Origin of the sequence: Desulfitobacterium sp. PCE1, assembly GCF_000384015.1 — a bacterium.
Taxonomy (GTDB): Bacteria; Bacillota; Desulfitobacteriia; order Desulfitobacteriales; family Desulfitobacteriaceae; genus Desulfitobacterium; species Desulfitobacterium dehalogenans.
Map to the genome: position 1 here is coordinate 4,095,950 of NZ_KB913023.1, position 13,975 is coordinate 4,109,924.

The 13,975-nt window shown below is 44.1% G+C and carries 19 protein-coding genes; all 19 read left to right on the forward strand.

Features of this window, described 5'->3' with window-relative positions:
* The first annotated feature begins 6 nt into the window (after positions 1-6).
* A complete protein-coding gene (locus DESPCE1_RS0120175) occupies positions 7-432 on the forward strand; it encodes a DUF6838 family protein (protein ID WP_019851514.1) in 426 nt (141 codons plus the stop codon).
* A 3-nt stretch (positions 433-435) separates the two neighbouring features.
* Positions 436-1,506 carry a phage tail sheath C-terminal domain-containing protein gene (locus DESPCE1_RS0120180; RefSeq protein WP_019851515.1) on the forward strand — a complete coding sequence of 357 codons (1,071 nt, stop codon included), beginning with the start codon at positions 436-438 and terminating at the stop codon, positions 1,504-1,506.
* Between the two features lie 245 nt (positions 1,507-1,751).
* On the forward strand, positions 1,752-2,675 hold the full coding sequence (locus DESPCE1_RS0120185) for a zinc-ribbon domain-containing protein (RefSeq protein ID WP_019851516.1): 924 nt from the start codon (positions 1,752-1,754) through the stop codon (positions 2,673-2,675).
* A gap of 203 nt (positions 2,676-2,878) precedes the next feature.
* Positions 2,879-3,274 carry a phage tail tube protein gene (locus tag DESPCE1_RS0120190; RefSeq protein WP_019851517.1) on the forward strand — a complete coding sequence of 132 codons (396 nt, stop codon included), beginning with the start codon at positions 2,879-2,881 and terminating at the stop codon, positions 3,272-3,274.
* Positions 3,274-3,642: a hypothetical protein gene (locus DESPCE1_RS0120195; protein ID WP_019851518.1), complete on the forward strand. Its 369-nt coding sequence runs from the start codon at positions 3,274-3,276 to the stop codon at positions 3,640-3,642. Before DESPCE1_RS0120190 ends, DESPCE1_RS0120195 begins: the two co-directional genes overlap by 1 nt.
* A 173-nt stretch (positions 3,643-3,815) precedes the next feature.
* The gene (locus DESPCE1_RS0120200) at positions 3,816-5,873 is read left to right on the forward strand and encodes a tape measure protein (protein WP_019851519.1); all 2,058 of its coding nucleotides are present in this window, start codon (positions 3,816-3,818) and stop codon (positions 5,871-5,873) included.
* 185 nt (positions 5,874-6,058) lie between these two features.
* Positions 6,059-6,697, forward strand: a complete 639-nt coding sequence (locus tag DESPCE1_RS0120205; RefSeq protein ID WP_019851520.1) for a LysM peptidoglycan-binding domain-containing protein — start codon at positions 6,059-6,061, stop codon at positions 6,695-6,697.
* A gap of 9 nt (positions 6,698-6,706) precedes the next feature.
* A complete protein-coding gene (locus DESPCE1_RS0120210) occupies positions 6,707-7,714 on the forward strand; it encodes a hypothetical protein (RefSeq protein WP_019851521.1) in 1,008 nt (335 codons plus the stop codon).
* 50 nt (positions 7,715-7,764) lie between these two features.
* Entirely contained in the window at positions 7,765-8,145 is a 381-nt protein-coding gene (locus tag DESPCE1_RS0120215) for a DUF2577 family protein (protein ID WP_019851522.1), read from the forward strand.
* Positions 8,142-8,558 (forward strand): DUF2634 domain-containing protein, encoded by a 417-nt coding sequence (locus tag DESPCE1_RS0120220; RefSeq protein WP_019851523.1) that lies wholly within the window; start codon positions 8,142-8,144, stop codon positions 8,556-8,558. Before DESPCE1_RS0120215 ends, DESPCE1_RS0120220 begins: the two co-directional genes overlap by 4 nt.
* The gene (locus tag DESPCE1_RS0120225) at positions 8,551-9,591 is read left to right on the forward strand and encodes a baseplate J/gp47 family protein (RefSeq protein ID WP_019851524.1); all 1,041 of its coding nucleotides are present in this window, start codon (positions 8,551-8,553) and stop codon (positions 9,589-9,591) included. The genes DESPCE1_RS0120220 and DESPCE1_RS0120225 overlap by 8 nt, the downstream gene beginning before the upstream one ends.
* Positions 9,591-10,136, forward strand: a complete 546-nt coding sequence (locus DESPCE1_RS0120230) for a YmfQ family protein (protein WP_019851525.1) — start codon at positions 9,591-9,593, stop codon at positions 10,134-10,136. The genes DESPCE1_RS0120225 and DESPCE1_RS0120230 overlap by 1 nt, the downstream gene beginning before the upstream one ends.
* Positions 10,136-10,465 carry a hypothetical protein gene (locus DESPCE1_RS21645; RefSeq protein ID WP_019851526.1) on the forward strand — a complete coding sequence of 110 codons (330 nt, stop codon included), beginning with the start codon at positions 10,136-10,138 and terminating at the stop codon, positions 10,463-10,465. The genes DESPCE1_RS0120230 and DESPCE1_RS21645 overlap by 1 nt, the downstream gene beginning before the upstream one ends.
* Entirely contained in the window at positions 10,465-11,193 is a 729-nt protein-coding gene (locus DESPCE1_RS0120245; protein ID WP_019851527.1) for a hypothetical protein, read from the forward strand. The genes DESPCE1_RS21645 and DESPCE1_RS0120245 overlap by 1 nt, the downstream gene beginning before the upstream one ends.
* Positions 11,193-11,405 (forward strand): hypothetical protein, encoded by a 213-nt coding sequence (locus DESPCE1_RS0120250; RefSeq protein ID WP_019851528.1) that lies wholly within the window; start codon positions 11,193-11,195, stop codon positions 11,403-11,405. Before DESPCE1_RS0120245 ends, DESPCE1_RS0120250 begins: the two co-directional genes overlap by 1 nt.
* Positions 11,405-11,542, forward strand: a complete 138-nt coding sequence (locus tag DESPCE1_RS23455) for a CD1375 family protein (protein ID WP_019851529.1) — start codon at positions 11,405-11,407, stop codon at positions 11,540-11,542. The genes DESPCE1_RS0120250 and DESPCE1_RS23455 overlap by 1 nt, the downstream gene beginning before the upstream one ends.
* 15 nt (positions 11,543-11,557) lie before the next feature.
* Positions 11,558-12,370 carry a radical SAM protein gene (locus DESPCE1_RS0120260; protein WP_019851530.1) on the forward strand — a complete coding sequence of 271 codons (813 nt, stop codon included), beginning with the start codon at positions 11,558-11,560 and terminating at the stop codon, positions 12,368-12,370.
* Positions 12,371-12,393: 23 nt separating this feature from the next.
* Entirely contained in the window at positions 12,394-13,506 is a 1,113-nt protein-coding gene (locus DESPCE1_RS0120270; protein ID WP_156831337.1) for an SLC13 family permease, read from the forward strand.
* Between the two features lie 172 nt (positions 13,507-13,678).
* Positions 13,679-13,975 (forward strand): hypothetical protein, encoded by a 297-nt coding sequence (locus DESPCE1_RS0120275; protein WP_019851533.1) that lies wholly within the window; start codon positions 13,679-13,681, stop codon positions 13,973-13,975.

A 13,975-nucleotide genomic window follows, 5' to 3' on the forward strand; every position in this document is an offset into this window, starting at 1 on the left:
CACATTATGGCTGGAATCCAGCAGCTTTTGGCGGAGAACTACCCTGACCATACGATCACCATGGATCTCCACCCTGAGCCCTTAGAGCGTCCCAGCTTCATGATTGAACTTGTGACGGCAGACCGTTCCCCGGTGAATTGTAAGACAGTTCAAGAGACGGTCTATTTTACGATTACTTGCTTTGATATCACGGATGATGATCCTGGCAATACGACCAATCTCTTATTGATCCAGCAAGGTGTGCTTGATCTTTTCCGAGCCGGGTATCTGTCCGTCCAAGATAGAAAAATCTCTGTCGCGGCCAGCCCAGGAGGCCGCAACGCTGATCAAGCCTATGTAGATCTGCAGTTTGAATACTTTGAGGATCGTTCAGACGGACAGGATATAACGCCATTAATGAAAGAGGTCTATACGACCATAAAGGAGGAATAAACCTTGGGACTCCCAAACATTAATATTGAATTTAAGACAACGGCTGCTGCAGCTATTAAACGCTCGCAAAAGGGGATTGTTGCCATTATTTTGAAGGACGCTGCCCAGACAGCTCAAGGGATGCATGTACTAACCAATGTAACCCAGATCCCCGCAACCCTGGGAACACTGAATAAGGATTATATCAGCCGCACGTTTTTGGGCTATGTGCACCCGCCGCGCAAGGTGCTTGTCTATGTGCTGCCTGACACGGCTGAGAATCTTGCCGCGGCTTTAAGCCATTTGGCTACGCAGACCTTTGATTATGTCGTAGGTCCCCCGGACTGCACTGCTGCCCAGGCGACAGAGATTGCCTCATGGGTAGCCGCTCAGCGCGCCAACGGATTGACACCTAAAACTGTTCTGCCCAATAAGGCAGAGGATAGCGAAAGTGTTATCAACTTCACAACTGCTGGCATTAAAGTGGGTGAAGATACCTACGATGCCCCAGGATATTGCTCACGAATCGCCGGGTTAATCGCCGGTACTCCCCTGACCATCAGCTGCACTTATGCCCCATTGCCTGAAATTACCGACGTGACCAGACTGGCCAAAGGGGACATGGATACAGCTATCGACCATGGTGAATTTATTATCTTCCACGATGGAGAGAAAGTGAAAGTCGGGCGGGGAGTGAACAGCCTGCAAACGACTAACCCTAGCAAAGGAGAGATTTTTAAGAAGATCAAGATTGTGGAAGCCGTGGATATGATCCGCAACGATATCAAGATGACAGCTCAGGATAACTATATCGGCAAATATGCCAATAGTTACGATAATAAATGCCTGCTGATTACAGCAATCAGCGGCTATTTCGCTCAATTGGAGCTGGACGGGATTCTGCAGGCAGGGAGCAGCTCGGTGGGTATCGACATAGAGGCTCAGGAGGCTTATCTGCAGGCTGCGGGAGTGGATACCTCTGCTCTGTCCGAACAGGACATCAAGGAGGCTAACACCGGGGATAAGGTCTATCTCAAAGCCAGCATCAAAATTCTGGATGCTATCGAGGATATCGACCTGGATATTGTGATTTAAGGAGGAAATGAATAAATGGATAGTGCAAAAAGAGTGATGTCCGGTACCTGGGGTGAAACTTTGCCCTCCTGATTAGTAATAATTGGGTAATAAAGCGGGAGAATTCAGAGAAAACCTAAGGCATAGCAACAAAGAGTATGGTATTATAAAAATATAGGAGTCGCGAACCCCATTAAAAAGAGGGTTTTCCGAGCCTTCTTCCTATTAGTTTAATATCGAATGCACTTTCGGAGGTGCAGTTTTCAATGTCAAAAAAGAAAATTATAGCGGAGTTAAGTGCCTATTTCCATCTTGAAGGGTACGAATTACTCTCTGCAGATTACGTTAATGCTCATACTAAGCTCGACATTAAATGCAATAAAGGGCATGTCTATCAAGCCACATGGAATTCATTCCAACAGGGGAGAAGATGCTTTATTTGCGCGCACCAGCATATCGGTAAATGTAATGCTAACTCGCACGAGGAGTTTATTAACAGGTTAAAGGATAAAACAAACGGTTCCTGTATAGCTTTAAGCGACTATGTTAGCAACAGTAAAAAGGTGCTATTTAAGAATATAAACTGCGGCCACACTTTTGAAGCTTCACCAAAGCATGTCTTGGCTGGGCATACCTGTCCGGTATGTGGATATAGCCGAATTGGAGACCTGAGGAGAAAGACCCACGAGCAATATGTAGAAGAGGTTAAAGCTTTGGTCGGTGATGAATATAGGATCTTGGGGGAATATAAAGGTGATGTCGCGCGCATTCGATTTGAACATGTCTTTTGTGGTCGAGAATTTAGTATGCGAGCTGGCAATTTTCTGCAAGGAGTAAGATGCCCTCACTGTGCTGAGTCAAAAGGTGAAAAAATAATTTATGACTTTTTAGTCCAAAATGATTATAATTTTGTAAGAGAATATCGCGATAAACGTTGCAAACATAAAAGATATTTACCTTTTGACTTCGCCGTATTCGATGAGAAGGAAGAACTGAAACTATTAATAGAATACGATGGTGAATTGCATTATAAAGTCGGAAGATGGGCAGATGCCCAAGAGAAACTTGCATCAATTAAAAGAAGCGAGAAGATAAAGGATGAATTCTGCTCTCGTCACGGCATTGCATTATTAAGAATACCCTACACTCAATTTGATGAGATAAAACTGATTTTAAGAGGTGCTTTATAAGCACTTCTTTTGTTATGCTATGGCAACTCTGAGCCGAGCCAAGCGAAGCCTGAAAGTAGCTTGGAAGGTGCAACGACTAATGGGTGAGGAAGGCAACCAATAAGCCCAACACGAGTACCCGCCACCCTCAATGGGTGAAGATATAGTCTGAACTATATGGAAACATATAGAGCTGTGGGATAAATAGCCCGCAGGATAACATAATGGAAGTCTGGCTGGATAACGCCTATGTGGGCGAATGCTACGGCATGCAGGCTAAAGTAAGTTTTAATAAAGAAGATGTACAAATTTGCGGACGAATGGCAACGGATAAAAAAGTCTCCAGTATCAGCTGCACAGGCTCCTTGCGGATGCACAAGGTGTCCAGTCGGATGGCTAACGCTATTGGCTCCTCGATCCGCAACGGCAAGGATCTGCGTTTCGTGGTGATCTCCAAGCTGAATGACCCGGATGCCTATGGTGCTGAGCGGGTTGTGCTGAAAAACGTGAGCTTCGACGATCTGACTCTGGCTGATTGGGAAGTAGCCACCAATGGGAAAATTGAAGCTCCCTTTACCTTTACGGATTATGAACTTCTTGACGCTGTGGAGGCAAAATAATGGATACTTTAGAACTGCTGCTCAAAGGGGACCGGCCCAATATGCCGGAGAAAGAGCTTAAATTAAAGCGTCTGAGCAAAGCCTGCGGCGGGGACATTGTCTTCCGCCTGCGGGCCCTAAGCTTCAACCGGGTGGCCGAGATTAAGAATAGTCATGCCGGCGGCGATATGGAGGTCCATATTCTATTAGCCGGCGTCATCTCTCCCGATCTGAAGTCGGAGGAGCTTAAGCAAAAATATAATGCGGTGACGCCCTCGGAAATGATCAAAACCATGCTCCTACCGGGGGAAATCGAGGATATCTCCCGGGAAATCGAGAAGCTGAGCGGCTATCGGGTTACTACGGTGGAAGAGGTTAAAAAAAAATAGAGTCGGATCCTGAGATCCAGCTCATGTACTATTTGTTTGTCGAGAAGAACATGACCCCAGGCTCTTATTATAACCTGCCTCCAGGGGAAAAGGTGATGATAAGAGCCTTCTTTGAAAAGCACATGGAATCCCGCAGCTCGCGAATGAAAACATAGCCGATTGGAGGTGAACATATGGGGAGAAATATCAGTATAGCCATTTCAGTCCAGGATAATTTTACAAAGAAAATCACTACGATGCGCGAGGCGAGCAATAAATTTAATAAAGATCTTGCTGATCTTTCGTCTAAGCTTGATAGTTTAAATAAAAAGAAAATCAGTCTCAAAGTTGATACAGCTAAAGCAAACGAAGCCTTAAGAAAAGCAGAAACGCGATTTGCCAAAACAGGCGAAGCCGCTGCTAATATGTCCACGGTGATAAACCAGATAAATGTTGATCATGCCAGAACAAGCCTGAACTTACTTGAGAATGATGCTCATCAGGCAGAAAAGACTCTTCATAGTCTTGACAAGACAATCGGGAAAATGGGAAATAAGGCAGGCATTTCAGGTGTCTCAGGTGGTGGTAAGGCAGGTACTTCAGTCACCCGAGGCGGTGGCAAGGCAGGAATTTCAGCTGGCGGCAAGGCAGGCTTGATCGGCACTTTGGCGGAGGCAGGAATAGCAAGATTTTCGGGGGACATTGCACAGATTGCGGATGCGGCGATTGGCAGCGCATTTGGTTCAAATACAAATACAATGGTCCAAAGCACGATAGGCAGTGCAATTAGCGGAGCCGCCATGGGGAGCATGATAGGAGGGCTACCCGGAGCAGCCGTTGGAGCTATTGCGGGCGGAGTAATGGGGTTTGCAAGTGGAAAAGCGTCCAACTATTCCAAAGAAGACGATATCTTCAAAAGCAGTGTACGCGACCAATATGAGGCCGTAAAGCAACAAGAGTCCGATACCCTCACTCGCGGCATAGGTATTGCAGGTAGCAGAGAGCAGACGCAGTTGGCCTTTGGCAGAGTGTTGGGCAGTGATGAGACGGCTAAAGATTTCCTGGCGGAGATGGCAGACTTTGCCGTGGCTACACCCTTTGACTATGATCAGCTCGCTGCTATAAGCAAGACTATGCTTGCTAATGGCTACAAGCAGAACGAAGTGTTTGAGGAACTTGTCAAAATCGGGGATGCCGGAATGGCTTTGGGGATGAGCAGTGAAGATATGAACTACGTAGCCGCAAGCTTGGGGAGCCTGAGGTCCACCGGTCAAACTACGCTGGAGTCCCTGAGCCCCTTGCTTGAAAGAGGCATCCCAGTTTTTGAATATTTAGCCAAAGCTTCCGGCAAAACAGAGGCCCAAATACAAGACATGGTCTCGAATGGGTTAATTCCCGGTGTCGAGGCCGCTAAAGCAATCGCTGATTATATGGGCACAGAGCACGCCGGAAATATGGAGAAGCAAAATCAAAGCTACCAAGGGCTTATGAGTAACTTGGAAGATGCTCAGGGCAATATGGATGCGGCTATGGGGGAGGGCTATACCCATGAACGCCAAAAAGGTATTCAAGCTCAGATCGACTACTTTGAGGGGGAAAGCGGCGAGAAGCTAAAGGAAGCCAACCGGATGATCGGTGAGTGGAAAGCGTCCCTGGAGAACGACCATGAAGCCGCTATTCGCAACTCTATGGATGAGATGATGGATTCCGATGAATATAAGCAAGCAGCGGCAGAGGGCAACCGGGTTGAGATGGGAAAACTCCTTGCCGAGGCCCAGGCAAAAGGAGAGAATGAATATAAAGCCAGTGAAGGGTATCAGCTACAGCTCGCTACTGATCAGGAACTTATAAAAAAAATCCGTGAAGACCAATCATTAAAAAAAGAGTATTGGAATACGGGCAAAGCTCTGCAAGAGGAATTTGAAAAAGGGCGTAGGGCCGTTTCGGCCGCTTCTCCTTATGGCTATGGCGATGCCTATGATTATGGCTGGAATGGCCAGGTAGCGGGGTCTGTACCGGGGAAAGTGGCTGCCTATGGCATAAGCTATGTACCCTATGATAATTTTCCAGCGCTGCTCCACGAGGGCGAGCGAGTTCTGACCGCCAGTGAAGCACGGGCCTTAAAAGGTTCCGGGGCAAGCAATATAAGCATCACCGGCAACAGCTTCATCATCAGGGAGGAAGCGGATATCGGCAAAATAGCCCGTGAGCTGGCTAGGAACATGGCAAGAGCCTCCGCGCTGGCCATTTAGTTTTGAGATGCCTTTTCTTACCCCAAATTCCCAAACGTTTGGGAATTTCACTTCCATGGCATCACCTCCCTTCAGGGGAACGCCAACCACTATGTAAGATTTTGCTGTTACAAAACTAAGCTATATACCCTACAAGCACTCTGCAATGGAGTGCTTTTTTCCACCCAAAAAAGGAGGCGAACTGTTTGCGAAAATTCATCTTCAAAGACGGGAACCGGGAACTCCTGCTCCCGGTTACGCCCCCGTCTTTTGCAATTGACCATGGCATAAGGATAGAGACCATCCATATTCATACTCTCGGTGATGTTAATATAGCGGGCTATGGGGCCCTTGCCTCCATTAAGATAGACTGCCTCTTCCCCGCCTGGCCCTACCCCTTTTCCCTTGCCGATGAGAATCCCTATACCTATGTAAAAACCTTTCAAAAATTCTGCGATAAAGGCAAGGTGATTCGTTTTATTATTCCTGATACCCCCGTTAATCTCCCGGTTTTAGTGGAGTCCATTACTTACTCGGAGCGGGACGGAACCCATGATGTTTACGCCAACCTTGCTCTGCGCGAATACCGACCATTAAGCGCCGTAAAGATTGAGCAAAGTGGTATGGAAAACCAATCCAGGCCGGCAGCTGCAGCCGTAGTCAAGTCCTCGCCTTATATCGTCGAGAGCGGGGATACCCTGAGCGCCATCTGCCGGAAGTTTTATGGGGATGCGAACCTCTACCCTAAAGTAGCTGACGCTAACGGCCTTACGAATCCCCATTTGATATTTCCCGGACAAAAGCTCAACATGCCGGATAAAAGCCAATTGGTTCAAGGGGGGTGACCAATCTCAGTGGTTAAGCTGCTTTTAAAAAATACGGAGGGGACATTCGATATAAGTCAGTTGGTCCCCCAGATAACGTGGTCCGGAAATTATCAGCAATGTGCCAGATCCCTGGACTTCAGTCTGCTGTCCTCTCCCCTTGACAAACACATCCCCGTGGTCCAGTGCAATCTGGGTAATTCTATCATGCTCATGCTGGGCGACACAGTATTGTTCGAAGGTTATATTTTTGAGCGCACTAAAAATACGGGGAGCAGCACCATAGACATAGCCTGTTTTGACCGGGGAATCTACCTCAAGCGCAACAAAACATCGTATAAATTCACGAATCAGACTCCGGAGGCGATTGCCAAAAGGATCTGCGCGGATTTTGATATCGAAATTGGGGAAATCGTTGACACAAGGGTTAAAATCAGCCGTAACTTTCTTGGCTCGACTCTCTATGACATCATCCAGACCGCCTACACCCTGGCCTCGTATCAGACCAAGAAGAAATATTATCTTGCCTTTAAGGGCGCCAAGCTTTATGTCCTGGAAAAGAAGGTTACCGATGAGACTTTGGTGATTGAGGGCGGCTCCAATCTCATGGATGCCAGCACATCGGAAAGTATCAGCAATCTGATTAATCAGGTTACACTCTACGATAAAGACGACAACTTTATCCGCCATATCAAAAATGATGAACTAATTGAGCTGTACGGATTGATGCAGGACTCTATCCGGCAGTCAGATGATGAAGATGCCGGAGAGAAGGCCCAAGAGATGCTGGACAACAATGGCCTGCAGCAGAAGATCACCATCAATAATCTTGGAAATGCTGCCAATGTCTCAGGGGGCACCGTAGTCGTCCGGGAACCTTATACAGGGCTTTACGGACTGTTCTACATTGATCAGGACACCCATACCTGGAAGAACGGCCTTTACCTCAATCAACTGGTCATCAACTTTAAAAACCTCATGGACGAAAAGGAGGTGGGCTCATTGCCGAACAAGAGCGGAGAAAAGACAGCCGGTTGAAGACTCTCCTTCATTTTAGGGCCTTAGTACAGAGAAAGGAGTGACATACAATGGAAGACAATCCTTTTACAACACTTCTGGAGACGATGCGCGGTGAAGCCAAAGGACAAATACCTACAGCTTATCGCTTAGGAAAAGTCGTCAACGCCAATCCTCTCAAAGTGAGCGCTTCAGGAATACTTTTGTCAGGGGATGATCTGCTGATCAACGCAGGAATTGGGGAGCGGACTGAAGCTCTGGCTATGTCGGAACTATCAGGGGTTCTCACCGGAACTCTTCATGGCGACTCGGTCAATCTGGCCATTGCCGACGGCAATCTATCCGCTGCCGCCAGGGTAGAAACCAGTTTGGTTGAAGGCGACACTGTCCTGCTGATCTCCCTTGAGGATAATCAGAAATTTATCGTACTCTGCAAGGTGGTGAGCCTATGAGCCTTTTTCCCATGATTCAGCCGGAGGCGGCAAGGGTTGAAACAGCGTTACCCCTCTGCCGGGAAGTGGACTGGGACTTTGAACTGGATAGTCCGATCTATAAAAACGGCTCACCCTCTTTTGTCACCGGGGCAAGGGCCGTTTTGGTTTGGGCATGGAACGCTCTCCATACCCCCAGGTACCGGTATGAGATCTACACTTGGAACTATGGCAACGAAGTGGAGCAGTTGATTGGCCAGCCTTTTACAGATGACCTCAAACGTTCTGAGGTAAGCCGATTTGTAAGGGAATGCCTGTTAATCAATCCATATATTACAGATGTAGCCGATATAACAGTTAACTTTGCCAATGAAACAGTAAAGATTGGCTGCAGAATAATCACAGTTTATGGGGAGGTGAATCTCAATGTTTGAAACGATTACTCCTGAAAGTATCAAAGAAAATATCCTAAATGAACTTGAGCAGGTGGATGTCCGGGAAGGAAGCTATACGAATAATCTTGTCAGCCCCACTGCTTTGGCGATCTGGAAGCTTTACGACAGTTTGAATGCCCTTATCCCGATGGTCTATGTGGATGAAACCTCCGGCGTATACATTGACAAAAAGGCTGCCAATTATGGGATCACCAGAAAATCCGGTACAAAGGCTTCCGCAGTGCTGCACTTCACAGGAGTTGACGGTAAGGTGGTTCCTAAAGGGACGGTTTTTCTAACAGGTGACGGCCTGGAATTTGTGACTGAGTCGGCGGTTACAATCACCGCCGGAGCAGCCAGCACCACTGCCATAGCGACCGAAGCAGGCGAAGCCTACAATGTTCCCGGCGGCAGCATTACTCAACAGATTGTCAGCATCTCGGGACTTACCGGCGTAACCAATGGCGCTGCTGTCGGGGGCACAGACCCGGAAAGCGATAAAAGCCTGGTGGAGAGGCTCTATGCCTATCTTCGCAAGCCGGCAACCAGCGGCAATGTTTATCATTACGAACAATGGGCTTTGGCTGTTGATGGTGTGGGAGGGGTAAAGGTAGCTCCCCTTTGGAATGGACCGGGTACGGTTAAGGTCCTGATTGTAAGCCCTGCTAAAGCTCCTGTGGATCAAGAAGTTGTGACCCGTTGCGCTGACTATATCCAACAGAGTAGGCCCATTGGAGCAACGGTGATAGTAGAAAGTGCCTCGGCGCTTACAATTAATGTAGAGGCAACGATTACTATTGAAAGTACAACCACCAAGTCCGCGGTGAAGGAAGCTTTTGCGGACAGCCTGAACGCTTATTTGCAGAGCATTGCTTTTGAAAAGTATGAACTGATTTATAATCGCCTTGCTTTCATGCTCCTGGATATCGAAGGGGTCATTGACTATGCAGATCTAACCGTTAATGGCGGAACATCAAATATTACCATCGCCGATAATGAGGTCCCTGTAGCAGGAATGGTGGTGATCAGCTAATGGCGGATCTGATTGAGTTATTGCCGCCTAATTACAAGAACAGTCAGGAAGTCGTGGAACTACAGGAGGCTTTGGGAAATCAGATTACGGCTGCAGCGGCGGCTAAAGCCGATGTGTTTAAGCAACTGGATGTTAACACAGCTACCTGGGGACTAAGATACTGGGAGCAGGCCTATGGGCTTAAAACAGATGTCTCAAGATCTTATGATTACCGCAGAACAAGACTATTAAGCAAGATGCGCGGCCAAGGTTCAACAACAAGCTCGATGATCAAAAATGCCGCGGAAAGCTTCAGCAATGGGGAAGTAGAAATTGCCGAAGATAACGCCAATTATCAATTTACTGTGAAATTTGTAGGGGCCAAAGGAATACCGCCCAATCTGGACGATCTTAAAGATGCGGTTGAGGAGATAAAACCGGCTCATCTGAAAGCCATCTATGAATTTACTTATCTGGTGTGGTATGAGCTTGATGCCAAAAACTGGACTTGGGATCAGTTCGATGCTCAAGGTCTTACCTGGAATGAATTGGAGGTGCTTAGCTGATGCCAGAACAATCAGCACGATTAGGAATACCCTTACCCTTGGGAAATGAAAATGTTTCAAGGCAAGCTATCCGAGAAATGCTTCAGGCTGTGGATGATCACGCGGAGACTATTGCAGGAGCTCAAGCAAAAGCCGATGCAGCGGAAGCTGCTGCCAAGGGCTATGCAGATAGTGCCGCAGGCTCTGTGGCCGGGGCTGTGAACAATGCCCTTGTTGCGCATATGGCGGAAAGTATGCCACATAAATTTGCCGATAGCGGCGTTACCTATCGGTATGGATGGAAGGTTGTTTCAGGGGAGTTAAGATTCGTATATGAGGAGGTTGTATAATGCCTGAAATCACATTACCTACAAAGACACAAGTAGATTCAATAAAGATAGATACGAGTGCCATAATAACAAAAGTAAATACTAACTTAGACACAGCTGTGTCTAGTCGTGCAACTCAAACCAGTGTAAACACGATTAACACTAATGTCGGTAGTAATGCAGATACAGCCAGTGCAGAGGGGAGCATCCACGCAAAGTTAAAAGATATAAAAACAACTGTTTCTATGGGTACTAAATATAGACCACTTAATGTTCAAAGCTCTACAAATGATGTTAATAATTTTGTCCAGATCATTAACGTAACAGGTTCAGGATATATTGATCTTATGGTTTTCCTGTTAGGTAATACAGAATTTAAACTTATAATTGATGGTGTAGTCAAATATTGGACTGGAATTCCAGGCGGTCAGAACTATGGTAGCTTAATATTTACAACTCCTAATCATACAAATGCTACAATGTATCATGATGGTTATATCAATGTATTTAATAGACTTGGTATCCATTGTGGTATTGGTGTTTTCAATGTAGGTTCTAATGAAATGAGATTTCCTACTTGGGCAACGACAAAACAGGCAGCTCACGGAGGGGTAGTATATTTATCTCAACCAATTTATTTTAATTCAAGTGTTGTAGTTCAGGCTAAAGCATTTTATTATCCAGGAGCAAAATGCAGCCCAGCTTATACAAATCTTGCAAGTGCTTATATAGAAGGAGGGTTATTATAATGTTAGATTATACTGAAACACGAGATGGTGATTATACTATTATAACATATTCAGATGGGACAACTATTAAATCATTGAATTCTGATATCCCTATTACCTTACCGCTTATGCCTGACCCTGGACCTTCACTACAAGAAATAAAAGAAAATCAAATTGCTCTTATGAGCGCCATTGCAGATATATATTTAAAATTAAAAGAGGTGAGTCTTTAATGGCTAATTTATTTGCGAAGCTGATAATTTATAAAGTTAAAAAATTTGTTGATGTTCCAGAAGAGTTACAAGAAGATGTTAAAAATATTCTTTCTTATATGGGATATGATGATAATGGAAAATTTTATGAGGGGTAAGAGAGGTATAGTTAAATGATAGATACGGTTAGGATGATAATCACCAGAAAATGTAATTTAAGTTGTCCATATTGTCATGCTGATGCTTACAATAAACTAGACTTATCAAAAGAACTTTCAGCTAAAGATTGGATAGATGGTTTAAATAAACTACCAGATTTAAAAAAACTAATAATAACCGGTGGAGAGCCGTTAATGTCAGATGTGATAGATAAAACTATAGAATTAGTTGAATATTTCACAGCTAAGAATGTTAAGGTTAAAATAAATACTAATGGGACACATATGTGTATATTTGATAATGTTAATCCTGATGATTTGGAATTTCAAGTCAGCATAGATGGCCTTCCTCTTCAACATGATAAAAACAGAGGTAAAGGTAATTACAAAAAAAGTGTTAACTTTATAGAAACACAAATGTCGCGTGGGAATAAAGTAAAGTTAAAACATGTTATATCTAGTGATAATTTATATAATATAAACTATGTTGTTTCTTTAGCAAAGAAACTTATGGTTCAAGCTCAGTTTCAAGTCACCGTACCAATAGGAAGAGGTAAGTCATATGATAGTGTTGAAAATAAAGATATTATTAACATTATAAAAAGCAATGGATATGATTATCGTCCTAGAATAACTACTTGCTATCGGCATCTTGGCGTTGGAGGTATTACAGCGTCCTTAGATGAATATGGTAATTTTATCGCATGTCCACAATTAAGAGATTTTCCAACAGGTTTAAATATAACTGGTGATTTTACTGAACAAGAAATACGTCTAAGACTTAAAGATATAGTTGGAGATATGACCTGTGATACTTATACATTATAAAAAATAAAGTGAGGTCTTTTGAAGTGCTAGAATCGTTAATATCAACAAAACTGCTTTTACAACTAAGCTCTAAGCTTGTGATTTTATTTAGCTTAGTCCTTATTGTTATTTCCGCTAACAAGGCTGGGCTTATTGGATTATTAACTAAACCTTTTGGCTTAATTAAAAATCAAAAAACTATGTTATTAGCTTGGTTTATTTTCTCGTGTGCTTTTTCTCCCTTTTTCCCTAATAGTATTTGTGCAACAATTTTAGTGCCTATTGCTTTAATATATGCTGAGAATAGAAATATAAACAAAACAGCACTTATCCTTACATTAGGGACTTCCATCATAGTTGGCAATAACTTTCTCCCTACAGGCGGTGGAGGAAACTTAATGGCATGGGGCCTATTAGAAAACAGAGTTGGCCACGATTTAAGTTCGCTTGTGTGGTTAAGAATGATGTTTGTTCCAACTTTAATTAGCGCTATTATTTCATTGTTTGTATTATGGAAAATGGTATATAGCAAACTCTCTGATACATTAAATAATGATATTAGCAGTCCCCCCAAAATTACACCCTTATTTATAGTAAATTCAATTCTTTTTGCTTTTGGTATTTACGCTGGTTTATTTAAGTTAGATAATTATTACTTAGTTGCAGACGCAGTTATTATGTTAATTATAAATAGACCAGATAAAAGCTGTTTTAGTAAATTACCTTATAAGGCATTACTTATTTATTCTATTGCAATGATAGTAGGAAGTTTAACCGGACAATTAGTAAAAGCTAACCCTAACTTTACTGATATCTTAACTATTGATTTTTCATTTCTTCATGTTTTCTTAATTTCTATTTTGTCTGCATTTTCTACAAACTTAATAGACAACGGAGCGGTTACAGCTATACTAATACCTAGTATCCTTTCATTCACGGAGGGAAACAACTTTTGGCTTTGGGCTTTCCTGATGAATACTTTTAATGTGGGGTTTGCGACCATCTTTGCTAATACAGTGTGGCAAGTTTCATGCTCATATGGGTTAAAACAGAAAGATTTATTTAAGGTTGGTTTCGTTCTAGCAATATTACATGTTATGGCATTTTCAATTTACTTTTATATTATGCAGGGTTCTAATGTATTTACAGTGTTATAATCAACTTAACGGGAGATATTCGAGTAATTACAGATGTAGACTCTCTTTGCACAACACCACAACGCCAACACAGGGCGTATTTTTTATATCCAAATCCAGGTCCGAACTCCGCCACTTTTGGCGGGGTTCAGGGCTTGGAGCTTTCCAGTTCAAGAGAGGTAGGTGATAGCCTTTGGACTTTACACTTATTACAGCCCTTATTGCGGTAGCGGCTACTTTGTCGGGAATCATCTTAGGCTGGTCGGCAAGAGCTAAGGAAGCAGAGAAGGAAGTCAGAAAAGATGCCGAAATCGACACAGCCCTCCGTACAGATATGGAGTATCTTAAGCGCGGGGTAGATGATATCCGACTTGAACAGCGTACCCAAGGGCAGCGCGTAGATGCCATGGGTGAACGCCTTACCCGGGTTGAAGAGTCATCAAAACAGGCTCACAAGCGGATTGACCGCATCGAGCAGAAAGAAGAGTAA